Origin of the sequence: uncultured Pseudoalteromonas sp., assembly GCF_963922945.1 — a bacterium.
Taxonomy (GTDB): domain Bacteria; phylum Pseudomonadota; class Gammaproteobacteria; order Enterobacterales; family Alteromonadaceae; genus Pseudoalteromonas.
Map to the genome: position 1 here is coordinate 25308 of NZ_CAWUKC010000019.1, position 24714 is coordinate 50021.

At 40.0% G+C, this 24714-nt stretch carries 20 protein-coding genes; 15 read left to right on the forward strand and 5 right to left on the reverse strand.

The annotated features are described in order from the left end of the window. Positions 1-123 precede the first annotated feature (123 nt). Positions 124-552, reverse strand: coding sequence for an Lrp/AsnC family transcriptional regulator (locus tag AABI99_RS06365; protein WP_338364564.1), 429 nt, complete (start codon positions 550-552; stop codon positions 124-126). A gap of 181 nt (positions 553-733) precedes the next feature. Here AABI99_RS06365 and AABI99_RS06370 point away from each other — a divergent pair, with 181 nt between their 5' ends. From AABI99_RS06370 to AABI99_RS06430, 13 genes are all read left to right on the forward strand, one after another. Next, positions 734-1939: an aspartate aminotransferase family protein gene (locus AABI99_RS06370; protein WP_338364566.1), complete on the forward strand. Its 1206-nt coding sequence runs from the start codon at positions 734-736 to the stop codon at positions 1937-1939. 45 nt (positions 1940-1984) lie between these two features. Further along, positions 1985-3019: an arginine N-succinyltransferase gene (astA, locus tag AABI99_RS06375; protein WP_338364569.1), complete on the forward strand. Its 1035-nt coding sequence runs from the start codon at positions 1985-1987 to the stop codon at positions 3017-3019. Positions 3020-3026: 7 nt separating this feature from the next. Next, the gene (gene astD / locus AABI99_RS06380) at positions 3027-4493 is read left to right on the forward strand and encodes a succinylglutamate-semialdehyde dehydrogenase (protein WP_338364571.1); all 1467 of its coding nucleotides are present in this window, start codon (positions 3027-3029) and stop codon (positions 4491-4493) included. Between the two features lie 27 nt (positions 4494-4520). Then, a complete protein-coding gene (locus tag AABI99_RS06385) occupies positions 4521-5324 on the forward strand; it encodes a DUF1338 domain-containing protein (protein WP_338364573.1) in 804 nt (267 codons plus the stop codon). A 55-nt stretch (positions 5325-5379) separates the two neighbouring features. Further along, positions 5380-6234 (forward strand): transporter substrate-binding domain-containing protein, encoded by an 855-nt coding sequence (locus AABI99_RS06390; protein WP_338364575.1) that lies wholly within the window; start codon positions 5380-5382, stop codon positions 6232-6234. Positions 6235-6529: 295 nt separating this feature from the next. Continuing rightward, positions 6530-7753: a type III PLP-dependent enzyme gene (locus tag AABI99_RS06395; protein WP_338364578.1), complete on the forward strand. Its 1224-nt coding sequence runs from the start codon at positions 6530-6532 to the stop codon at positions 7751-7753. Positions 7754-8074: 321 nt separating this feature from the next. After that, positions 8075-8332: a DUF3081 domain-containing protein gene (locus AABI99_RS06400; RefSeq protein ID WP_024031788.1), complete on the forward strand. Its 258-nt coding sequence runs from the start codon at positions 8075-8077 to the stop codon at positions 8330-8332. After that, positions 8332-8637, forward strand: a complete 306-nt coding sequence (locus tag AABI99_RS06405) for a hypothetical protein (protein WP_338364584.1) — start codon at positions 8332-8334, stop codon at positions 8635-8637. The genes AABI99_RS06400 and AABI99_RS06405 overlap by 1 nt, the downstream gene beginning before the upstream one ends. 405 nt (positions 8638-9042) lie before the next feature. Further along, positions 9043-9618, forward strand: coding sequence for a transcriptional regulator BetI (gene betI / locus AABI99_RS06410; RefSeq protein ID WP_338364610.1), 576 nt, complete (start codon positions 9043-9045; stop codon positions 9616-9618). A 1-nt stretch (position 9619) separates the two neighbouring features. Then, on the forward strand, positions 9620-11083 hold the full coding sequence (gene betB, locus AABI99_RS06415) for a betaine-aldehyde dehydrogenase (protein ID WP_338364585.1): 1464 nt from the start codon (positions 9620-9622) through the stop codon (positions 11081-11083). A gap of 11 nt (positions 11084-11094) precedes the next feature. Then, complete coding sequence (betA, locus tag AABI99_RS06420; protein WP_338364587.1) at positions 11095-12762, forward strand: choline dehydrogenase; 1668 nt, start codon at positions 11095-11097, stop codon at positions 12760-12762. Between the two features lie 147 nt (positions 12763-12909). Continuing rightward, positions 12910-14127, forward strand: a complete 1218-nt coding sequence (locus AABI99_RS06425; RefSeq protein WP_338364589.1) for a BCCT family transporter — start codon at positions 12910-12912, stop codon at positions 14125-14127. A gap of 11 nt (positions 14128-14138) precedes the next feature. Next, positions 14139-14840 carry a TorF family putative porin gene (locus AABI99_RS06430; RefSeq protein WP_338364591.1) on the forward strand — a complete coding sequence of 234 codons (702 nt, stop codon included), beginning with the start codon at positions 14139-14141 and terminating at the stop codon, positions 14838-14840. Between the two features lie 234 nt (positions 14841-15074). On the opposite strand, the gene AABI99_RS06435 is transcribed toward AABI99_RS06430, so the two are convergent. The 3 genes from AABI99_RS06435 to fdxA all read right to left on the reverse strand — a co-directional run bounded on the left by AABI99_RS06435 (position 15075) and on the right by fdxA (position 19917). Beyond that, a complete protein-coding gene (locus AABI99_RS06435; RefSeq protein WP_338364593.1) occupies positions 15075-16982 on the reverse strand; it encodes a bifunctional diguanylate cyclase/phosphodiesterase in 1908 nt (635 codons plus the stop codon). Positions 16983-17205: 223 nt separating this feature from the next. Continuing rightward, positions 17206-19452, reverse strand: coding sequence for a DUF5916 domain-containing protein (locus tag AABI99_RS06440; protein ID WP_338364595.1), 2247 nt, complete (start codon positions 19450-19452; stop codon positions 17206-17208). A 141-nt stretch (positions 19453-19593) separates the two neighbouring features. Further along, positions 19594-19917, reverse strand: a complete 324-nt coding sequence (gene fdxA / locus AABI99_RS06445) for a ferredoxin FdxA (protein WP_338364598.1) — start codon at positions 19915-19917, stop codon at positions 19594-19596. Positions 19918-20109: 192 nt separating this feature from the next. Here fdxA and AABI99_RS06450 point away from each other — a divergent pair, with 192 nt between their 5' ends. Then, a complete protein-coding gene (locus AABI99_RS06450) occupies positions 20110-21717 on the forward strand; it encodes an NAD(P)/FAD-dependent oxidoreductase (protein ID WP_338364602.1) in 1608 nt (535 codons plus the stop codon). Between the two features lie 90 nt (positions 21718-21807). After that, a complete protein-coding gene (locus tag AABI99_RS06455; RefSeq protein ID WP_338364604.1) occupies positions 21808-23307 on the forward strand; it encodes an amidase family protein in 1500 nt (499 codons plus the stop codon). Between the two features lie 36 nt (positions 23308-23343). On the opposite strand, the gene AABI99_RS06460 is transcribed toward AABI99_RS06455, so the two are convergent. Continuing rightward, on the reverse strand, positions 23344-24645 hold the full coding sequence (locus tag AABI99_RS06460) for a DEAD/DEAH box helicase (protein WP_338364606.1): 1302 nt from the start codon (positions 24643-24645) through the stop codon (positions 23344-23346). Positions 24646-24714: the final 69 nt, after the last annotated feature.

The following is a 24714-nucleotide window of genomic DNA, read 5'->3' on the forward strand; positions in this document are numbered from 1 at the left end:
CGTTGCTGAATAATTAAATCTATCTGGCAAGTATAGTCAGCCCTATAAAAAATACATAATTTGAATACATTTAAATGTTAAATAAAATCAATAAGTAACATTAATGTATTATCATAGGTCACGTTAACGCTTAAATTTTGTTTCTAATATTACCGACGACGTAGTGCGCTCTACGCCATCTAAATTACCTATATCATCAAGTAAGTGACTTAGCTTTTCTAAATTTTGCGCTTGCACTACAGCGATTAAATCAAACTCACCACTTATTGCATAAAGCTGAGAAATAGCATCAATTTGTTTTAGCTCTAAATTGGTTTTGGTCGTGAGTTTTTGCATCACTTTTATAGACACATGAGCCGAGACCATACTACTTAAATACTCTTCACCGTAATCTACGCTATACCCTTTTATAACACCGGTTTCTTCAAGCTTTAACATACGACTTTGCACGGTAGAGCGCGATAAATTAAGCATGCGCGCTAAATCAGAAATACTTGCACGTGCATTTGTTTTTAAAATTGAAAGTAGCTTTTCATCTTGTGGAGTTATCATATTGCTTATTAATTTCGTTATTTTAACTTTTATTGTAATCATTTTTCACAAAATAGCACTGCAAATTTAACCTACAACCTTCGATAATAACCACCAATAACTAAAATCATCTAGCTAAAAAACGCTAACGTTTTTATTTTGCTAATCTTTATTCAATATTCACAATTTTTAGGTGTACATAATGCAAGTAACCAGAGACTTATTTAACGATGTAATGGTGCCAAACTACAACCCATCGGCTGTGGTTCCGGTGCGCGGCGAAGGGTCACGTGTGTGGGATCAAAATAACAATGAGTTTATTGATTTTGCAGGCGGTATTGCCGTTAATTGTTTAGGCCACTGTCACCCAGCGCTGGTGTCTGCATTAAAAGAGCAAGGCGAGAAAATTTGGCACTTATCAAATGTAATGACCAATGAGCCAGCACTGCGCCTTGCACAAAAAATGGTTGAAGCGACTTTTGCAGACAAAGTGTACTTTGCAAACTCTGGCGCAGAAGCCAACGAAGCTGCACTTAAACTTGCTCGTCGTTTTGCACTTGACGAGTATGGCGAAGAAAAGTCACAAATTATTGCCTTTAATAAAGGTTTTCATGGCCGCACATTTTTTACAGTAACGGTCGGCGGGCAAGCTGCTTACTCAGATGGCTTTGGCCCTAAACCTGGCGATATTATGCACTGTGATTACAACGATATTGCAGCATTTGAAGCACTTATTAGCGATAAAACATGTGCCGTAATGATGGAGCCTCTACAAGGTGAAGGCGGTATTATTTCACCGACCGACGAATTTGCTAAAAAAGTACGTGAGTTATGCACTAAACATAATGCCTTGCTAATTTTTGATGAAGTACAAACTGGGGTTGGCCGCACTGGCGATTTATACGCTTACGAAGGTTTAAGTGTAGTGCCTGATATTTTAACGACAGCTAAAGCGTTAGGTGGCGGCTTTCCTATTGGTGCAATGATCACTCGTACACATATTGCAGAGCATTTAAAAGTAGGGACACATGGCTCTACATACGGCGGTAACCCACTTGCTTGTGCCGTAGCAGAAGCTGCCTTTGATACTGTAAACACATCGGATGTACTCAACGGCGTTAAAGAGCGCGAGCAGTTATTCCGCGATGGTTTAAACGCTATTAACGAAAAATACAACGTATTTAGTGAAGTACGTGGTAAAGGTTTACTTATTGGTGCTGTATTAAACGAAAAATTTGAAGGCCGTGCCCGTGACTTTTTAGTTGCTAGTACTAACAATGGCTTAATGAGTCTAGTAGCTGGCATGAACGTGATTCGTTTTACCCCTTCTTTAGTTATTCCATTTGAAGACATTAAAGAAGGCCTAGCACGCTTTGAAAAAGCAGTAAGCGACGTAGTAAACGGCTAATTGACATAGGCGCGCCGCAAGGCGCGCTGTTGGAGAAAGTAATAAATGCAAGTATTACGCCCTATTACAAAAAAAGACTTTGCTGCACTTAAGCAAATTGCAATCGAATCAGGCCATGGTTTTACCTCACTTCCGGTGGACGATCAGCAATTAAAAGACAAAATAGACCGCGCCGAAAAAAGCTTTGCTAAAAATATTAATCAACCACTTGATGAAAGCTACCTATTTGTTTTAGAAGACTCAGAAACAGGTGAAGTGGTTGGCACAACAGCAATCGAAGCCGCTGTAGGCTTATCGGTGCCACTTTATCACTACCATTTAGGTAAAACCGTACACCACTCAGCAACGCTTAATGTTTACAATACCGTAGACATATTAAGCATGTGCAACGACTACACCGGTTGCTCTGAAATATGTACGTTGTTCTTGCGCGAAAATAGCCGTAAAGGCTTAACCGGTAGATTTTTATCACGCTCTCGCTTTTTATTTATGGCGCAACACAGCGAACGCTTTGCCGATACCGTCATAGCTGAAATGCGCGGTGTAAGCGACGAAGACGGTCATTCACCGTTTTGGCAATGGTTACAAGAACATTTTTTTAGCATTGAGTTTCCTCAAGCCGACCATTTAGTGGGTCTTGGCGATAAAGTGTTTATTAGTGAGTTAATGCCTAAATACCCTATTTACGTAAACTTACTCAGTAAAAAAGCCCAAGCAGTTATTGGTAACGTACACGATAAAACAAAACCGGCGCTCAAACTGCTAGAAAAAGAAGGGTTTGAACACCGTGGTTACGTTGACTTATTTGATGCAGGCCCAACCGTAGAAGCAAAGCTAGGTAATATTCGCAGTATTCGTGAATCTCAAGTATGCCCTATTACCATTGGCGAGCTGGAACCTATTAGCCAGCACAGCTCAGATACTTTAGCTATTTGTAATCAAGGTGTCAGTGGGTTTAGAGCAACCTTTACCCAGCACGCTCATTATAACCACGCTAAACACACATTAGTAATAAGCCAAGAAGTGGCTGATGCCCTCAAATTATCTCAAGGAGATGCAGCGCGATTCTTCCGCCTGTAAAACAAATATGAACACACACCTTATAAATAATCAATGGCACACAGGCCAAGGCCCCGCTTTTAGCTCTGTTAACCCAAGCAACGGGGAAATTGTATGGCAAGGCAATGGCGCAACCGCTGAGCAAGTAGATGCTGCAATCAATGCAGCTAGAGCCGCACAAATACAATGGGCAGATACGCCCATTGAGTCGCGCATTACCATACTTGAAAACTTTGTAGCGCAATTAAAAGAGCACAGCGAAGAATTTGCAGCCATTATAGCGCGCGAAACCGGCAAGCCACTTTGGGAAACACGCACAGAAGTAGGCGCTATGACAGGGAAAGTAGCCATTTCTATCAAAGCCTATAATGAACGCACCGGTACAACAGAAAACCCAATGCCAGGTGCTAAAGCCTTTATACGCCATAAACCACACGGTGTTGTGGCTATATTTGGGCCATATAACTTTCCGGGGCATTTACCTAATGGCCATATAGTTCCGGCTATTTTAGCGGGTAACACCGTGGTATTTAAACCGTCTGAGTTAACCCCTCACGTTGCTGAATTTACTTTATCACTTTGGTTAAAAGCAGGCTTACCAGCAGGTGTTATTAACCTAGTACAAGGTGAAGTAGAAACAGGTAAAGCACTTGCTTCGCATCAAAACATAGACGGCTTATTTTTTACTGGCAGCTCAAACACAGGCCATTTACTACATAAGCAGTTTGCAGGTCACCCGGGTAAAATATTAGCGCTTGAAATGGGGGGGAATAACCCATTAATAGTAAAAAATGTAGCCGATGTAAATGCAGCAGTGCACGATATTATTCAATCAGGCTTTATTACTTCTGGCCAGCGCTGTACTTGCGCCCGCCGCGTGTTTATTGAAAAGTCGCCCAATGGCGATGCCATTTTAGAAAAACTTATTAGCGCAACAAAGAACATTGTTGTTGACGACAGCTTTGCAAGCGAACAACCGTTTATGGGGGCGATGATTAGCGAAAAAGCTGCCCTTGGCATGGTTGCAGCGCAAGCTGCTCTAATAAACCAAGGTGCTGAGGTACTTGTTGAGCTTAAACAATTAAAAACAGGCACAGGCTTTGTCAGCCCAGGAATTGTTGATGTAACAAATGTAAGCAACCTAGCAGATGAAGAACACTTTGGTCCACTTATAAAAGTGTATCGATACAGCGACTTTGACAGCGCCATAGCAGAGGCTAATAACACCAGTTTTGGTTTATCAGCTGGCTTACTCGGCGATAACGAAGATGATTACAGCCACTTTTTAAAGCGCATTCGTGCCGGCATAGTAAATTGGAACCGCCCTATTACGGGAGCCACGAGTGCAGCCCCATTTGGTGGCATAGGTGCCAGTGGTAACCACAGAGCAAGTGCTTATTATGCCGCAGATTATTGTGCCTACCCTGTCGCCTCTGTTGAGGCCGATAAAGTAAACCTGCCACAAACTTTAGCGCCGGGCTTAGTGATCGAATAAGACAATAACCAAATTTAAGGATTTAACATGCACACTAACGTAAATACATTATTTGAAAACCTATGGGATAACTACTTAGCCGTTACGCCATCGGCAGATAAAATTCATGATCTTTTAGGTTCAACGCAAAAAGATGACATTATTAACGATCATATTGCGCTGCGTACCTTTAATATTGAAAAAGTAGGCCTAGAAAAACTAGCCGCACACTTTTTAGCATTAGGTTATACCGAATGTGGCGAATACCACTTTGAAGCTAAAAAGCTATACGCTAAACATTATGAGCATAGCGACCCTAAGCAACCTAAAGTATTTATTTCTGAGCTATTAGTTGAAAAATGCTCACCTGAGTTACAAGCTATAGTTACCAATATGGTAAACCAAATAGATGAAAACGCAGTAACTGCAGATAACTTTTTATACTCAGGCACCCATTGGCAAGTAAGTAGCGATACTTACAAGCAATTACTTGCTGAAAGTGAGTACGCAGCATGGATGTCGGCATGGGGCTACCGTGCAAACCACTTTACCGTAAATATTAATACCCTTGCTAAGTTTGATAACATTCACGATGTTAACAACGCGCTTAAAAACGCAGGCTTTGCGTTAAATACTTCAGGCGGTGAAGTAAAAGGATCTCCAGAGGTGCTATTAGAGCAATCGTCAACTCTTGCAGATGATTACGCTGTCACCTTTAGCGATGGCGAAATGCGTATCCCTAGCTGCTTTTATGAGTTTGCGATTAGATACCCTAAAGCCGATGGCGAGCTTTACACGGGGTTTGTTGCTGCCTCTGCTGATAAAATCTTTGAAAGCACTAACGCACGTTAAAAATAAAGCAGGTGCTATTATTTCAACCTAAAAAAAGCCCGTTTGGGCTTTTTTTATGACAATAATATTTAGAACATTTACACTAAGTTTTATGCCTGTATTTACTAAATTTTTGATTATCTTGCATGTGTTGCTTATATCACCTTCGATTCATGCAAATGAACCCCTTACATTACTCTCTAGAGCGAATGCGTCCACTGATGGCTTTTTAAACTCAGATAAAACGTTCGAGAGTCTGCTCAATCATACCATTAACACTAAATTGCAGTGGACCAATCAAGCGCGTTTAATCAAGCGACTTATGGGTAATGAAGCAGTATGCAGCTACGATATAATAAAAACGCCCGAGCGTGAAAAACATATTTTGTTCTCAACTATTCCAACCACAATTTACGAGCAACGAAAACTCTACGCATTTAAACGCACTTTACAAAGCTTTCCTGAACGAGTCTCTGTTGCAAAATTACTTGAAAAAGACTTTACCCTTGCCGTAGACTCAGGAACGAGTTATCAAAAACTTGAGCCTGTTTTAACAAAATATAGTGACCAAATTGCCGCGATCAGTTCTGAAGACACCAGCTCACAACTACCCCAACTCCTTATTCATAATAGAATAGACATGATTGTCGATTACGAGGTTAACGTACTCGGTGCACTCACCAGTGAGCAACTAAAACAAATAGATAGCCGTGAAATAGCTGAATTTCCAGAATTTGTTAATGGTTACTTTGCATGTAGTAAGTCAGCGCTTGGCGAAAAAGTAATAAAAACCATCAATACTTTAATGAACACCCCCGAAATTTACGACCGCTTACAAAAAAGTTTAAAGCAAGCCTATAGTGCTGATACATCTAGCGAAATGTTACTTGCTTATGCCAAGGAATACGTATATTCGACCTCTGATGAGTAAAATTAATCGTCACGATAACCCCACGCAATCAATGTAAGATCATGATATTTATTTAAAATAAATAATTTTAAAATTATTTAATATTTTTATTGCACTGCTCAAAAACCTACATTATTATCTCGCCGCTTCTTGATGATAGCCAATCCGAGTACATTACAAACCCCGTTTGTAGCAAGGCGATAGAGCAACTATCCAAGAGTGAATTTGACTGTGCATATGCACTATTGATCTCACTCAACCGACTCGTGGATACACCATAACCCGAGCGGTTGCTTAACTGACTCGGAAAACTATAATGGCTTTATCAACTCAACTACAAGACACCGTAACTAAAGTACCTGCAGTAGCGGTTGCAGCAAATCAAACAATTGATTATGTACAACCGACCAACATGCACATAGAACAACTTGCAGCCCAATTTGGCGCACCACTGATGGTGCTTGACTGCGAAGCTATACGCCACCAATACCGTGCACTTAAACATGCACTGCCTGGCGTTATATTACATTTTGCTTTGAAGCCTTTACCCCATGCTGCTGTTGTGCGCACTTTATTAGAAGAAGGCGCAAGCTTTGATTTAGCAACCAGTGGTGAAGTGGACTTAGTCGCTAGCCAAGGCGTGCCAAGTGAGCGAACTATTCACACACACCCAATAAAACGCGACAGTGACATTCGCGATGCACTTGCTTACGGCTGTACAGTGTTTGTGGTCGATAACATTAACGAGCTTGAAAAGTTTATTGCCTATAAAGATCAGGCTGAAATTTTAGTGCGCCTGAGCTTTCGTAATAAAGATGCATTTGCAGATTTATCTAAAAAGTTTGGTTGCAGCCCAGAAGCAGCGATTGACATTATTAGCTATGCACAACTGCTTGGTATTCGCATTAAAGGGTTATCGTTTCATGTAGGTTCGCAATCACCTAACCCTACTAAATACGTTGAGGCGATAAATGCATCGGCAAAAGTGGTTAAACAGGTGAGCGATCTTGGCTTACCAGCGCTAAGCACTTTAGATATTGGTGGTGGGTTTCCTGTGCCATACAGCGAAGGTGTGCTACCAATTGATGAATTTTGTGCGCCTATTAATAGCGCGCTGGCACAGCTACCAGAAACAATGCAAATTTTTGCAGAACCTGGGCGTTTTATTGTAGCAAGTAGCGTTACAAGTGTTGCCTCTGTAATGGGACAAGCAATGCGCGAAGGTAAAACATGGTACTACTTAGATGATGGCGTATATGGCTCCTTTAGCGGCTTAATGTTTGATGAGGCAGCTTACCCTATCGATAGTGCCAAACAAGACGGCGAGCGTTTTGAGTCGGTATTAGCAGGCCCAACATGCGACAGCATAGATGTAATAAGTGATTCAATTATGCTGCCAAAATTAAACAACGGCGATTTAATTATAAGCCGTATGATGGGTGCTTACACGCTAGCTACAGCAACCGACTTTAACTTTTTTAAACGTGCTGAAGTGGTTGTATTAAACGAGCAAGTACTCAGCCAAGCTTTAACCGGTTAAGAAAATAAGTTCCTCGCTATAGGTACGTTGGCTTGTACCTGTACACTTCAACGCAGTTGCTCATTCCAACTGCGTTTTTTTTGTAGACTAAACTACAAATTCAAGCTGTTCTACCCATCCGCTATTTAGTTGTTCTAAATGAGGCTTTGCTAATCCAAGTAGCAAAGCGTTTAGGTACAAAAAAAGGTTTAGTATCATTTAGGATTGCGATTACCCCCAAATTAGTAAACGATAGGGTAAAAATTATCGTTATCTCATTGTTTTTAAGATGATCGACCCTCACATATATATCGTAGCAAGTGTAAACGAGAGGGATTAAATATGAAAAATGAACTCGACAACAAACAGATACTCTCTGTCTATGAACGCATTCAACAACGTGGCAAACAAAACGATATTGGTAAACATTATCAAGGGGTTACGGCCTACTCAGACATTGATGGCTACACAATATACTTGGAAGGCAGCGGCGTATTATTACGCTTTGGGTTTCATAATGCTTACCACCTAGATTATGAACACGACAAACACAAAGACGACTTTTTAAAAAAACTATACAACATTGCTAACGAGGAATAATGCAGCCAAGACGCATTCGAAAACGTACCACAAACAATCAAACGACCACATTTATAAACCAGGTAATTGCTGAGCTGCAAGCGCATCCAGAAAAAATTGAGATCATACGTAAAAACCTAGACGAATACCGTGGACAAACCCACTTAAAACGCGGGTTTTTATTAGCTATAGAGCGTTTTGACTGGGTATTTGAGGCCAGTAACGATAGTAACTTTATTACCCAGCAAATTTTAGCTGACGATTACATAGGTAACCGATTAAGGCGCTATCCTTTATTATTTAAAGGGGTTATAAACAGCCCCTAATTCTCACCGTTTCTATAATCTCGCTCATGCGCCTAACTATTACTTTATTTTTTAATTAGTACACTAAGTAAACGCGTTTAGTAGCTATGTTTGCCCACTTAAAATACCTTTAGTACTCTAACTATTACCATTCTAACGAATATTTATCTTTTTTATTACCCACACCCCGTAAACAAATCCTTACTATTTTCAGAATTTAAAAAACTCACTTTAACACATTGTTTATATTTACCTTTTTCATAAAGAAAACACGCTAAGCTGAGTCATAAATTACCCCGTTTTTATTAATAATCCATCTACATCTTGGTATCTGATTGTTTACTTGCACCTTGAATTGTTAGAGCTATTACATTAAGCTTATCTTTATTGAACGTTCAATTAATAAAAATCATGCCTAAAGTCGGAATGGAACCTGTCAGGCGTCAGCAGCTAATTGACGCGACTATTGAGTCAGTAGCACAGCGCGGTTTACAAGGAACAACTATTAACACCATCAGTAAAAATGCAGGTTTATCATCTGGCATTATTAGCCATTACTTTGGTGGCAAGCAGGGGTTAATAGAGGCAACCGTTAGGTATTTGTTATCGAATTTAAAAAATGAATTAATTGAAAAAGTTGAGCCAACCACCAGCGCAATTGAGCGTTTGATGTTTATTGTTGAGGCCAACTTTGCCCTTGTTCAACAGCGCAACGACACCACGCGCACGTGGTTAAGTTTTTGGGCGCAGTCAATGCACGATAAAGAGCTGCACAGGCTGCAAAATGTAAACAGTAATCGCTTGCAAAGTAATTTAGCATTTTCTTTTAAGCAACTAATGCCCGTAAAGCAAGCAAAACAAGCTGCAGAACTTAGCGCCGCCATGATTGATGGCCTATGGTTAAGAGCAGTATTAAGTCAATCTGACGAAAACCAATTTAAACACAGTGAAACATTAGCTAAAAGCTATGTACATTCACTCATCAAGCAATATGGAGCCTAGCGTGACGACACCTGTCTATCAAAACTTTATTAACGGCCACTTTCTTGCAAACCAAAGTGGTGAAACTTTTGATGTAAAAAACCCTGCTACAGATGAAGTTATTTACTCGGTAGAAGTAGCCGATGAATTTATTCAAAACGCGGCTATCGAAAGTGCAAAACAAGGCTTTGCTCAATGGTCAAAAATGACCCCGATAGAGCGTAGCCGTATTTTATTAAAAGCGGTTGCTTTATTGCGCGAGCGTAATGACGAGCTTGCTTTAGTTGAAGTGCTTGATACAGGTAAACCAATGCAAGAAGCTAACTGCGTTGATATAGAAACAGGCGCAGATGTCATTGAGTACTTTGCAGGCCTTGCTCCAGCGCAAGTTGGCCAGCAGCAAATGGTTGGTGAAGATTTTTATTACACGCGCAAGGAACCACTCGGTATTTGTGCAGGTATTGGAGCATGGAACTACCCGCTGCAAATTGCGTGTTGGAAGTCAGGCCCTGCCCTTGCCGCAGGTAATGCGTTTATTTTTAAACCATCAGAAGAAACTCCTCTTGGCGCTATTAAACTAGCTGAAATTTTTGCTGAAGCAGGCGTTCCTGCCGGCGTGTTTAACGTGGTTCAAGGTGCCGGTGATGTAGGTCAGTGGTTAACCTCTCACAGTGAAATAGACAAAGTGTCGTTCACTGGCGAAGTCGGTACAGGTAAAAAAGTAGTGGCAAGCGCTGCGGGCACATTAAAAGACGTAACAATGGAATTAGGTGGTAAATCACCTTTACTAGTGTTTGAAGATGCCAATATTGAGCAAGCAGTCAGTGCTGCCATGCTAGGTAACTTTTATACGCAAGGCGAAATATGTACTAACTGTACTCGTATATATGTTCATAAAAATGTATATCAACAATTTATAGATGAGCTTAAAACACGTACTGAGCAAAATATTATTGCCGGCGACCCACAAGATTTAAATACTAACTTTGGGGCATTAATTTCTAAAAAGCACCAAGACTTAGTAATGAGCTACATAGAAAGTGGCTTAGCCGAAGGTGCAACGCTACTGACTGGCGGTACAACACTTTCTCCTGAATCAGCGCCAAATGGCTACTTTGTAGCACCTACGGTATTTACCGATTGCAACGATGATATGACCATTGTTAAAGAAGAAATTTTTGGCCCTGTTATGAGCGTGCTTGTTTTTGAAGACGAAGACGATGTGATTGCCCGTGCAAACGGTACACACCTTGGTTTAGCCGCAGGCGTATTTACTGGCGATATTAAACGTGCGCACCGTGTTATTCACCAATTAGAAGCCGGTATTTGTTGGATTAATGCTTATGGTAATTCACCTGCTGAAATGCCTGTTGGTGGTTACAAGCAATCAGGTATTGGGCGTGAAAATGGCATAGAAACGCTTGATCATTACACGCAAACTAAGTCTATTTATGTGGGCATGGCCGACATAGAAAGCCCATTTTAAGGGGGGTAACTATGAGTAACACATACGACTATATTATTGTTGGCGCAGGCTCTGCAGGTTGTGTACTTGCAAATCGCTTATCTGAAGATACAAACAATAAAGTGCTATTGCTAGAAACCGGTGGTAGCGATAAAAGTATATTTATAAAAATGCCAACGGCACTGTCTATTCCAATGAATACTGACAAGTACGCTTGGCAGTTTCACACTCAGCCAGAGCCGTACTTAGATAACCGTGAAATGCACTGCCCACGTGGTAAAGTGCTAGGCGGTTCATCATCAATTAATGGCATGGTATATGTTCGTGGCCACGCTAAAGACTTTGACGAATGGCAGCAACATGGTGCAAATGGTTGGGATTATCAGTCGTGTTTACCTTACTTTAAAAAAGCTGAAAGCTTTTATTTAGGTGAAAATGCGCATCGTGGTGGCAACGGCCCGCTTGGTGTTAATAACGGTAACGAAATGCAAAACCCGCTTTACACTACTTTTATTAAAGCTGGTGTACAAGCAGGTTACGCACACACAGACGACTACAACGCAGCTCAGCAAGAAGGCTTTGGCCCGATGCACATGACGGTTAAAGACGGTGTGCGCAGCTCGGCCTCACGCGAGTATTTAGACCCAGCTAAATCACGCAGTAACCTAACGATAATTACAGGTGCACTTGCACAAAAAGTGATTTTAGAAGGCAAAAAAGCCACAGGTATTGAGTACAAAGTAAATGGAGCAGTTAAAACTGCCCACGCTGCAAAAGAGGTTGTTTTAAGTGCAGGCCCTATTGGCTCTCCGCATATTTTGCAATTATCGGGTATTGGCGATAAAAATGCCCTTGAAAAAGCAGGTGTTGAGGTTAAACACCACCTACCTGGCGTAGGTCAAAACTTACAAGATCATCTTGAGTTTTACTTTCAATACAAATGTAAACAGCCAATTACTTTAAACGGCAAGTTAGGGCTTATTTCTAAAGGATTAATCGGTGCTAAATGGCTATTAACTCGCAAAGGGCTAGGTGCCACAAACCACTTTGAGTCGTGTGCGTTTATTCGCTCAAAACCTGAGGTAGAATGGCCAGATATTCAATACCACTTTTTACCAGCGGCGATGCGCTACGACGGGCGCAGTGCATTTGCGGGTCATGGTTTTCAGGTACATGTGGGCCACAATAAACCAAAAAGCCGTGGTAGTGTCACCATTCAATCAGCTGATCCTGAGCAACCGCCAAAAATACTGTTTAACTACTTGCAGCACAAAGACGACATTGAAGGTTTTAGAGCATGTGTGCGCCTAACTCGCAACATTATTGAGCAAAGTGCATTTGATGACTACCGCGATGAAGAAATTCAACCAGGTAAACATATTCAAACCGATGAAGAAATTGATGCCTTTGTACGTCAAGCGGTTGAGAGTGCTTATCATCCGTCTTGTTCATGCAAAATGGGTGAAGATGAAATGGCAGTAGTTAATTCAAACACTCAAGTGCACGGTATTGAAGGCCTACGTGTTGTTGACTCGTCAATTTTCCCAACGGTACCTAATGGTAATTTAAATGCGCCTACCATTATGGTTGCGGAAAAAGCAGCAGATATCATTTTAGGCAACACTCCTTTACCAGCAACGTCTGTAAAGGTTGCTATGAGTGATAACTGGAAAACTACGCAACGAAATAGTGAGATTTAATTAAGCCATAGCGTGCTTAACACTGTGTTAAGCACGTATAACTTGCAGTGGCTCACAGCGTAAATTGGTTACGCCGTGTTTGTGCAAGAAATAAAACAAAAAACGGAGAACTTATGAGTTACTTTTATTCATTTTGGGAGGGCGATAATGACTATATGGCTTAGTGCTGGCATTATATTTACGCTACTTGCTGTTATTACCATCTTATTCAAGTGGGGTAACGTACGCGTAGTAGGCGTGACACCAGTGAGAACATTTACCTTTATTGCTATCTTATTTACCTCAGGCCTAGACGTTGGCCTAATTATGTTTCCATTAACTGAATTTGCAGGTTATGCAGACATAAAAGCAAGCCCAGAATACGCGTTTGCAAACCCGCTGGCTATTGAGTTTGGCTATTGGGGATTCTTGATCTGGGGATTTTATTTTCTTACGTGCTTTTATTTCTGTGTAATAGAGCCCAAAGTTAAATTTTTCGAAATTACATGGGTCAAGTTTATAAATAACGTTGTTATTATTGGTACATGTGCTTTTACCGCTTACCTACTACTTTCTAACCTACCCTGGTACTTGCCTGAGCTTGGAGATGGCTCAAGCGTTATACCTACTTTTTACTTTATCGTATTTGCTGCGATCTGTTTTGCTGTTTATTCTAGTACAGATATTAAATACGTACGTTTTTTAAGTATCTCAACAACGTGGTTGTTCATTGGTCTTATTGCATTCATGTGGGCTGCTGCATTTATATTTGGCGAAAGCGAAATATCAGCATTTACAAATAATCTAGCCGCCATTGGCACTTATTTTGCCAATATTAATGAATTTGTTTTACCACTTAATGACTACCATGAATTTTATCTATTTTGGTGGTTTGCGTGGAGTATTATGATTGGCCAATTTACAGCACGCTTTGTAGGTGGACTTAAAACGTATCAAGTATTAGCTGCAATGCTTATATTCCCATCTATACCAATCGCGATTTGGTTTAGCGTACTGTATCACTACCACGAGATGGGTATTTCTACAGCAGGCATTAAAAACTTTGCCATGGTATTTGTTGGTATTGTGTTTGTTATTAACTCGCTTGATTCACTAATACGTTTATACACAGATAACCTTAACCTAACGGTTAAACGTTTAGGTAAGATGAACTATATGCTGCTGAACATTGTTGCACTTTCGTTATTAACGCTATTGTTTAAGCTAGAATTTTTGCAAATTCAATGGGTTGGTGCGTTAGTAATTGGCTTGTTTTTTAGCTGTGCCGCATTTATTGGCTATAGCAAGTTTAAAACCGTCAACGATATAGACAGCTCACCAAAAGCAAACAAAATCGATTATACAAAAATAGAAACTGTACACTAGGAACATCAACAATGAATAACAAACTAAAACAACTTGTAGCTGTAATACCCTTTGCGCTGTTATCAACAACAGCCGCAGCTAATTGGTCTACAACGATAACAGCAGCATCTGACTACACGTTTAATGGTGTAACACAAACTGATAGCGATCCAGCCATTCAAGCAAGCCTTGATTACGCCTTCGACAGCGGTGTATACGCGGGTGTGTGGGCATCTAATGTAGACTTTGGTGATGATACTGACTTTGAGCTTGACGCTTACCTAGGCAAGTACGTGCAACTTAATGAGCAAATTAGTGCTGATTACGGTATTGCCTATTACACATACCAAGGTAACAACAGCGATGGTAACTACGCAGAAGCCTACACAAAATTTGGTTACGCAAGTGAATATGGCCAAACAGAGCTTAATTTTTGGTACAGCTGGGATTACTTTGGTACAGGTGCAGGGCATGTAATTTCAATGATTGCGCACACCTTTGAGATTGCTCCAAATCATGCAATTCGTGCAAGTTTTGATATTTCTAACTCACTTGATGGTGAAAAGTGGGCATGGGATGTTAACCAAAAGAAATCATACAAACATTACCGCTTAGCGTATCAAACTAGCTACGAAGGCTTTGGTATTGAGGTTGCCGCTGAAGATACTAGCTTAGATTATGATTACGCTGATGAGCGTATTGTGCTTGCTATATCACGCACATTCGACTTGTAAAATTGTAGTTGTTAGATTCTACAAACAAAAATGCCACTTTAAAAAGTGGCATTTTTTTAACTGAATTTTAAGGCTGCACGCTTAAAAAATTTTTTTGGCTAAACACATTACAAAGTTTGATATTTCGTCGACAAATTGCTGCGCCATTGAATACGAACGTAAATCGCTTATCGGTAGTGTAACTATTGAGTAGTCTAAACTACGCAAAAGCTTTTGATTACCTATCAAACAGTTTTAACCTTCTATTTCCCAGGCACTGGTCCCCGCTGCAGATAAATTAGCGGTATTTTTACGCAGTACTTTATTACCAACATTAATAGAAGATTCTGGACGGCTGACTAAGTAACCCTGCACAGAGCTCACTCCCATGCGTTTTACAAGTTCAAATTGCTCAATTTCTTCTACGCCCTCAGCCACTATTTTTAGTCCTAATTTTTGACCCAGTTCGCTAATGGTATTAAGAATATCATTGTATTTGGGACTTTTATCGGCTTGAGAAATAAACGAGCGATCTATTTTTATTACATCAATAGGTAAGTCTGCTAAAGTACTTAGCGAACTAAAGCCGGTACCAAAATCATCTATTGCTATTGTCACACCTTCGTCACGAAGACGCTCAAGCTCATCTATCATACTTTTACTGGCATGAATAAACGTAGATTCCGTTATTTCTAGCATTAAAGAATGTGATGGAAGGCCTGTGTTTTTAAGGTTTTTCATTATCCAATCGTACACTGAGCGGTGCTTTAATTGTACGCCTGATACATTGACTGAAATTTTTACTTTGCGCATACCCGCATTATGCCATGCCGCCATTTGCCGACACGACTCATGCATGATCCAATCGCCAAGTTCTAAAATAAGGTTAGACTCTTCGGCAATAGGTATAAACTCCACCGGTGAAATCATCCCCTCTATAGGATGCTCCCAACGGATCAATGCCTCAAAATAATCTATCATGCAATCTTGTACATGAACAATAGGTTGAAAAGACAAGTAAAAGTCTTTACACGCGACCGCTAAACGCAACTCTTCTAGTAAATAATGGTAGCGGCGCATCTTATTACCCATTTCTGGCGAGTACACTTTGAAAATACCTTTACCGTCGCTTTTGGCACGGTACATAGCTACATCGGCTAGTTGCAATAATGCCTGTGGTGTCGATGCGCTCTCTGGGTAGGCCGCTATACCAATGCTTGCACTAATTTTTACTATTTTATTGCCTAGTACAAAGTCCTTTTCAAGTTCACTGAGGACATGCTTGGCAATATCAATCACGTTATTATCATTAGCAACGGATTCAATAAAAATAGAAAACTCATCACCACCTAAGCGTGATAAATTTTGTTCTAACTGATTAGCGCCATTTATATTACTTAGCTTATGATGGCGTAATACATTGGCTAGGCGCGTAGCAACCTGCACCAAAATTTCATCACCAAAGCTGTGACCAAACGAGTCATTAACTTGCTTAAAGCCATCTAAGTCAATAAATAATAACGCACACTTAAGCTGCTCTTCGTCAGTAAAATTAATGTGTTTATCAATATGCTCAATATAAGCATGGCGATCAATCAATAAGGTAAGCTTATCTTGGCAGATACTGGTTTGTGTTTGCTTTAAATAATTAGCGACATGGGTATTTAATGTGTTTATTGATTGGCTTAAATTACCAAGCCCTGATAGGTTGTGTTGTAGGGGCTGTAAGTTAAAGGCAACAAGCAATTGATTAGCATTGTTATTTAGCTGTGCAATTTGTTGCTGATAAGATATTTTTCTACGCTCTTTACGAATAATTGTAAAGCCAACAAATAATGCCATGCATACCAATATAAAGTTTATTGGCGAGGTTAAGGTCATTAAAATAAGTTTTGTTGCGTTTGCAGCCACAAATTCGGTGTCGGTCGTTTTAACTAATAAAAAATCGGCAGAGGGTTGATGTATTAAATAATGCCCGTTTAATAAAGGGTTATACCAAGGCGCCATTTCGAGCGTTGTATCTACAATATCAAAATGACGTAAATCTATGTCAGAGTTAAATAAATTAATGCGGTTTATTTGATTTGTTAGTTCGATGTTTAAACAGAAACAAAACAATAAAAAAACAAAAAAAATGCTGCCTACGGGTTTAAATTTATTCATCAAAAAAATCCATCTAAGTTACCCATCCTATATACCCGTTACTAAAAGTCGATTGTATCGCCTATTTTTAGTGCTAGGCAAGCTGATACGCAGTACTAATGTATTGAAAAAATAGAACTAAGCTCACAGACAATCAGTTTTTATGCTTAATAATTAGCTTATTATAGGGTGCGATGAATAAAAATAAACCACTTTGTTAAGTTACACCATATAGATTTTCAACTTATAGCTGCCATGCGTAACTCACTTTTGTAAAAAATGTCCGCTGCTCTCTTTCAACGTGTTTTAGGAAGTCATCTTGATAACTTTTATCTGAATACCCTAAGTAAAATAATGTTTGTGCATTAATTTTGTATGAGTAAACCAATTGGCTACCGTAGTCTTTATTAATACGGCTTACTTGGTAAAAATAGGTATCTTTATTTCTATCAATATCTTCAAATTGTAATATTAACTTAAGCATAGCGCGCATGCTGAATTTATAATAGAGCCTAAAGTCTAATAAGTTAGCGGTATAAACTCGTTCACCACCCGGGTTGTCTAAAACGCTGTAGTTATGCTTAGCATCCACTTGCCAATGATCGTTTATATCCCAAGTGAATTGCGTTTGTGTAGCATACGAATCACCAATTTGCTCATTTGCGTAATCTATACGGCTGCCATACTCACCATAAAACGATAGCCATATATTATTTTTAGGTTTAAATCCGGTATAAACAAAACCAATATTTTGATTATAAAAAGTATCGTTGTAATTTTCATAACGATGCACTAATCCGATTTCAAAAATGGACTGTTTTTGCCCTTTTAATGATATAAACCCTTGATATTCTTCTTCAAGTAAATCACCATTTTGAGCCCATGTTTTGTCCCAATCAGCTTCATAGGACCATGACGTTAATAGACCAGACTTATTTGCATACCAAGTTTGCCCGCCTCCAAAGCCTACATTCTCGTAATCTACTTTCTCTTGGTAACCTAAGTCAGTACGATAGTCTTTACCTATGCTTTCGTAGCTAGCAAATAAATTGTAGTCACGCTTATCTCTTGTGAACTCAATAGCATACGCCTCATCAGATTGATTTTTTGATAAATTATAGTTACTTGTTAAAAAATCAGAGTTTTTAGAATCTGTTGTAGCCACTTGGTAGGTCAGCAGATCTGATTGATTGAACCAATAACTACCATCAACAGAAAGTACTGTATTGTGATACTCATCGTTTTCGCGGTGCGTCGTAATTAAGCCTATTGTACCTTGTTGGCCAATATCATATTGATAACGCGCCGCCGCTGAATGGGTTTTATCTTCTAAAATAGCAAAGCCAGAGCCTTGGTTTGTAGGCAGTAATATAGTGCTATTATTGTCATCAACATACATAAACGCATAGCTGTGCTGCCCAGTTTTACCTGTTAATTTAGCCCCTATTTCAGGCTCTGCAATGGTGCGGGTATATAATAGTTCAAACAAGCTGCTTTTAAAGTAGGATGCACCATCTAAAAAAAATGGCCTTTTTTCAGCGTAATAAATCGAGTAAGTGGTGTTTACATCAAGCTCTAATGCATCACTCTCTATTTGCGAAAAGTCGGGGTTTATAGTGGCATTAACCACCGCATCTTGCGTGACTCCCCAACGTAAATCTAGACCCGCTTCGGTGTCTATATCGCCATTATCCCACTGCCCTGGCAAGCTTGATTTCGAATCATGTCTAAGTGCTGTCAGTGTGGGAGTCAGTTGTAAGTTTTTACTGGCTTTTAAATTTTTAAACCCCTTTAATTTATCAAACTGGCACAAGCTACATTTTATATCGCGATCAAACCCCATATTTGAAAGCTGGTAAAGTACATCACGTTGGTAATTTCGCATAAGGGCAAAGCCCCATGTTAAATCTGTTTTATTTTCAGGAAATCTAAGTGCTTTAAAAGGTATGCGCATTTCAACCACATACCCTTGGTCGGTAATTTTACCTGCACTATCCCATATTGCATCCCACGAGGGGTCCGACTGCCAGCCGTCAGTATCACTCATTCGGGTATCCCCTTGTGCACCAAGGGGGTTTACATAAAACTCGTAAGCTGAGCGTTCATCGTTAAAAGTATCAATAATTAAAATGACCGTGTCATCTTGCCAAAGCGTATCCCTGTCACGTAGTGAAGCCGTTATTTCACTCGGCTTAGGATCTTCAGCAATAAAGGCAACATATAAATTTCTCCCATCTTCATACATATAAGCATCGGTTTTAACTGGTGGGGTGCCTTTTTCGTTAGGCTCATCTTGAAAGGCTAAAGAAACGAATGTGGCATTTTGCCAATGTGGTTCATCCAATACGCCATCAACAGTAATATCGGTATTAATATGTGATAACGCATACTGCGTTTTATCAGCGGCCACGATAGAAGTTGTATACGAAAGTGAAAATAAGAGTGTAAATAAAACACTGAAGTGTTTTTTTATAGTTATTAAATACTGCATAAACATCCATTTAGAAAACACTTACCTTAAAAAGGTAAATTAATTCACGCAGTGTAATTTAAGTTGATACATTTGTTAATATCTTGATACTAAAAACAGTGGTTTTTTTAACTAATTAATATTAAAGGCTTAATTTAAATGTTAGGTTTCAATTAACTCAAGTTTATTGGCAACGCCGTTCCATTTATCTGCATCATTTGGGGCAGGCTTTACCTCAACAATACGTGGCCACACTAATGCAAGCTCTGCATTAAGCTCTGTAAATTCTTTTTGATCTTCAGGTAGCTCATCTTCTTGAAAGATTGCTTCAGCTGGGCACTCAGGTACACATAATCCACAATCTATACAGTCTATTGGGCTTATAGCTAAAAAATTAGGGCCTTCGTAAAAGGCATCTGCAGGGCATACTGCCACACAATCTGTGTATTTACATTTAATACAGTTTTCGGTGACCACAAACGCCATAATTGTTTAAACCTAGTAGTTAAATATTTAGAGCGCGGATCATACCCAACCTTATTAAAAACACAATAAATATGTGCCATATGTGAGCAATTTAACGTAATATACCCGCCCTTAATGTATAGCCATTGCGTGCCCTACACTGCTTATTGTGAGCGGATACCATTACCGCTAAGACACCTAAAAGAGATAATAATGATACGTTTAACTGAGATAAAGCTGCCGCTTGATCACAACGAAGATGCGATTGGCCAAGCCATAGTCGATAAACTAAAAATACAGCCTGAGCAATTACACAGCTACAATGTGTTCAAACGTGGGTACGATGCCCGTAAAAAAACGGCTATTATGCTTATTTACACTCTCGATATTGAAGTAGATAACGAAGAGGTGCTGTTAAACGCATTTGCAAAAGATCAGCACGTAAAACCTGCCCCAGACACCTCATATAAATTTGTTGCACAAGCCCCCGTTAATCTTACCGAGCGCCCTGTTGTAATAGGTTTTGGACCATGTGGATTATTTGCAGGTTTAGTACTGGCTCAAATGGGGTTTAAGCCAATTATCTTAGAGCGCGGTAAAGAAGTGCGTGAACGTACCAAAGACACCTTTGGTTTTTGGCGAAAACGTACCCTTAATACAGAGTCTAACGTGCAGTTTGGCGAAGGGGGTGCAGGTACATTTTCAGACGGTAAACTATACAGCCAAGTAAAAGACCCAAAGCATTACGGCCGAAAAGTTATCACCGAATTTGTAGAAGCTGGCGCACCAAGTGAAATTTTATATGTAAGTAAACCACACATTGGGACGTTTAAACTGGTTACCATGATTGAAAAAATGCGCGCGCGTATTATTCAATTGGGTGGCGAAATCCGCTTTAGTACCCGCGTAGACGACATTCATATAGATGATGGACAAGTAACCGGCTTAACACTGTCAAATGGTGAAAAGCTAAATACCCGCCATGTAGTACTTGCAGTGGGGCATAGCGCCCGTGACACCTTTAAAATGATTCACGATAAAGGCATTTATGTAGAAGCTAAACCGTTTTCAGTGGGCTTTAGAATCGAGCACAGGCAATCGATGATTGATGAGTGTCGCTTTGGGCCTAACGCCGGTAATCCCATTCTCGGCTCTGCTGATTATAAGCTTGTTCACCACTGTGATAACGGTCGCACTGTTTACAGCTTTTGTATGTGTCCCGGAGGTACAGTTGTCGCCGCCACTTCAGAAGAAGGCCGCGTAGTAACAAACGGTATGAGCCAATATTCGCGTAGTGAACGCAATGCAAATAGCGCTATTGTAGTGGGTATTACTCCAGAAAAAGACTTCCCTGGTCACCCGCTAGCTGGCATTGACTTGCAGCGTAAACTAGAAGAACAAGCCTATGCATTAGGTGGTAGCAACTATGATGCACCAGCACAATTAATTGGCGATTTTTTAAAAGGAAAAGCATCGGGCAATTTAGGTGATGTACAACCGTCGTTCACACCAGGCATAAAGCTCACCGATTTATCTAAGGCACTTCCGCAATTTGCAATTGATGCAATACGCGAAGCTATTCCAGCCTTTAATAAGCAAATTCGTGGCTTTTCAACTAACGATGGTTTATTAACGGGTGTAGAAACCCGTACATCGTCACCTATTAGTATAAAGCGCGATAAAAGTTTCCAAAGTATCAATACCAAAGGTTTATACCCAGCGGGTGAAGGCGCAGGCTACGCAGGTGGGATATTGTCGGCAGGTATTGACGGTATTAAAGCGGCTGAAGCCGTTGCACTTTCGATGATTGAAAACGCTTAATCCGATTTTCAAGTTATTTACCGAAAGCCTCACTTTGTGAGGCTTTTTTGTGCTAAATGTATAATAAATAACAATTAGCGGCTTAATAGAATGACCAAAACAACCATTATTTCTTTAATTTGTGTGCTTTGCATATTTAGTGCTAAAGCAAATAATTTAAAAACTATAGAGCAAATTCACGCAGCCTATAAAAACAAAACGACAAATGCACAACACGTTACACAAGCTTATATAAACCGAATAGAAAAACTCAACCCACACTATAACGCTGTGATTAATATCGATCCCTCAGCTATTGAACAGGCTAAAGCGCTAGATTTACTCTATGCAAATTCTAAATGGGCCGGGCCACTTCACGGTATACCCGTTCTACTTAAAGATAACATAGAGACCAAAGGTAAATTACCAACTACTGCGGGCTCTTTGGCTTTAAAAAACAATATTACTAATAAAGATGCTTTTGTAGTTAAAAAACTACGAGAAGCAGGTGCTATTATTTTAGGTAAAGCAAACTTAAGTGAATGGGCCAATTTTCGGTCTTCGTACTCTTCTTCTGGGTGGAGCGCAGTAGGTGGACAAACACATAATGCTCACGATAAAACTAGAAACCCGTGTGGCTCTAGTGCTGGCTCTGCAGTGGCCGTAGCACTTAACTTTGCACCAATTGCACTGGGTACAGAAACCGATGGCTCTATCACCTGCCCCGCATCAGTTAACGGTGTATATGCTATAAAACCAAGCATGGGCCAAGTATCACGCAATGGAGTTATTCCCCTTTCAAGCAGCCAAGACACTGTTGGGCCTATGGCTCATACCCTAAAAGATGCGCTACTGGTGCTTGCAGTATTACAAGGCGAAGATAAAAAAGATGTATCAACACATGAGTTTGTTTTAAATTCAAAACAGTTAACGGCTAAATCAACACTTAAAATTGGTGCGCTACCAAGTGATAAATTTACCATTCAAACTCAGCAACTTTATAAAAAGAAATTAAATGCGCTTAAACAAGCAGGACATACCGTTACTAAAATAGAAGTAACCGACAATCTAGATACTTTATTCGCGGATGAATACTACATTTTACTTTACGATTTTAAAGCTGAAATAAACCATTACTTATCTAACACACCAAAAGAAGTAAAAACTAAAAGCTTAGAGGCACTCATTAACTTTAATAATCAAAATAAAGAAACAGAAATGCCCTACTTCGGACAGGATATACTTACTCAGTCACAGGCAATTGATTTAACAAATAAAGATAAATACCAGCGTGTTAAAACACGCTACCGTGCACTGGCTAAATCAGCAATTACTAATTTATATAAAAATAATGATATAGATATCGTTATTGCACCAACACTATCACCAGCGTGGAAAACCGACCTCATTAACGGTGATAATTTTAAAGGCAGCAGCAGCTCTTTGCCCGCAATAGCAGGCAGCACTCATATAACACTCCCTATGGGCAAGGTAAGTAACTTACCGGTTGGGTTATCTGTTATTGCTAACATAAACCAAGAGCAAGCTGCGTATACATATGCTGAAATAATTGATAAAACACTTTCATTAAATACAAAAAAACCTGAGTAAACTCAGGTTTTTTTTAATTAAAATTCGCGTTTTAGCTTACTTTTTAAGGGTAAGCTTGGCGCCTTTTAAGCTTTTACGCACATTGGAAATACGTGAACGGTTAACTGCACGCGCTTCGCCAGTTGCCTGGCCTGATGGCTTATTAGTTCGACTACGACGTAAGTGCGCTGGCTTTTTGCCAATTTTATCAATCAGCACATCGCGGCTACTTACTTCATAACCTTCTAAATAAACACGCTTAATTTTTTGGCCAATTAACGACTCTATTTCGAATAAAGTGCTTTCTTCTTCACGGCTTACAAACGAAATCGCTTGGCCTTGACTACCTGCTCGGCCTGTACGGCCGATGCGGTGAACGTAATCTTCAGCAAGCCAAGGTAAATCAATGTTTATTACACGTGGTAAACCTTCAATATCAATACCACGTGCAGCAACCTCAGTCGCCACTAAAACACGGACTTTACCTTCTTTAAACTCACGAAGTGCGCGTCGGCGGTTACCTTGCGATTTATCACCATGACAAACAGTGGCAGATATACCATCAAGGTTAAGCTCTTTAACCAGCTCATCCGCTGTTTCTTTCATGTTTACAAACACAAGCACCTGCTGCCAGTTCTTTTTACCAATCAGCTCAGACAAAAGCTCTTGCTTACGGCGCTCTTCAACCGGGTACACAACGTGTTTTACCGTGCTTGCCGTGCTGTTTGTTTGATCAACACGTACAATTTCAGGCTGTTTTAATACTTTTGCCGCAAACTGCTTAATAGCCGCTGGGAACGTAGCTGAGAAAAGTAAAATTTGGCGCTGCTCGTCACAACTTTTAATCACACTTTGCATATCATTAATAAAGCCCATATCAAGCATACGGTCAGCTTCATCAAGCACTAAGTGTTTAACGCTTGCTAGGCTTACATTACCTAAACGAATATGATCAAGTAAACGCCCAGGCGTTGCAACAACAACATCTACACCATCTTTTAATGAATTTGCTTGGCCTGCGGTATTAACACCACCAAACAAGCTCACTACTTTTAAAGCGGTATATTTTGCATAAGCTTTAAAGTTATTAGCTATTTGCTCTGCAAGCTCACGCGTTGGCGCAAGTACTAATGCGTGAGGCGCATTGCTAGTGTTTAGCTCAGATTCAGTTAATTTTTGAATGATAGGTAAAGCAAACGCTGCCGTTTTACCCGTGCCTGTTTGGGCACTTGCTAAAACGTCTTTACCTTTACGAACAGCTGGAATTGCTGAACGCTGAATGGGCGTTAGGGTGTGGTAATTAAGTTCGTCTAACGCCTGAATAAGTTCAGGGGAAAAACTAAAAGATTTAAAATTCATGCTGTATAACCTGCGGCCACATTTATCAAGGGCCGCAAATTATACAGCAAAAACGCGTCAACAGTTAGT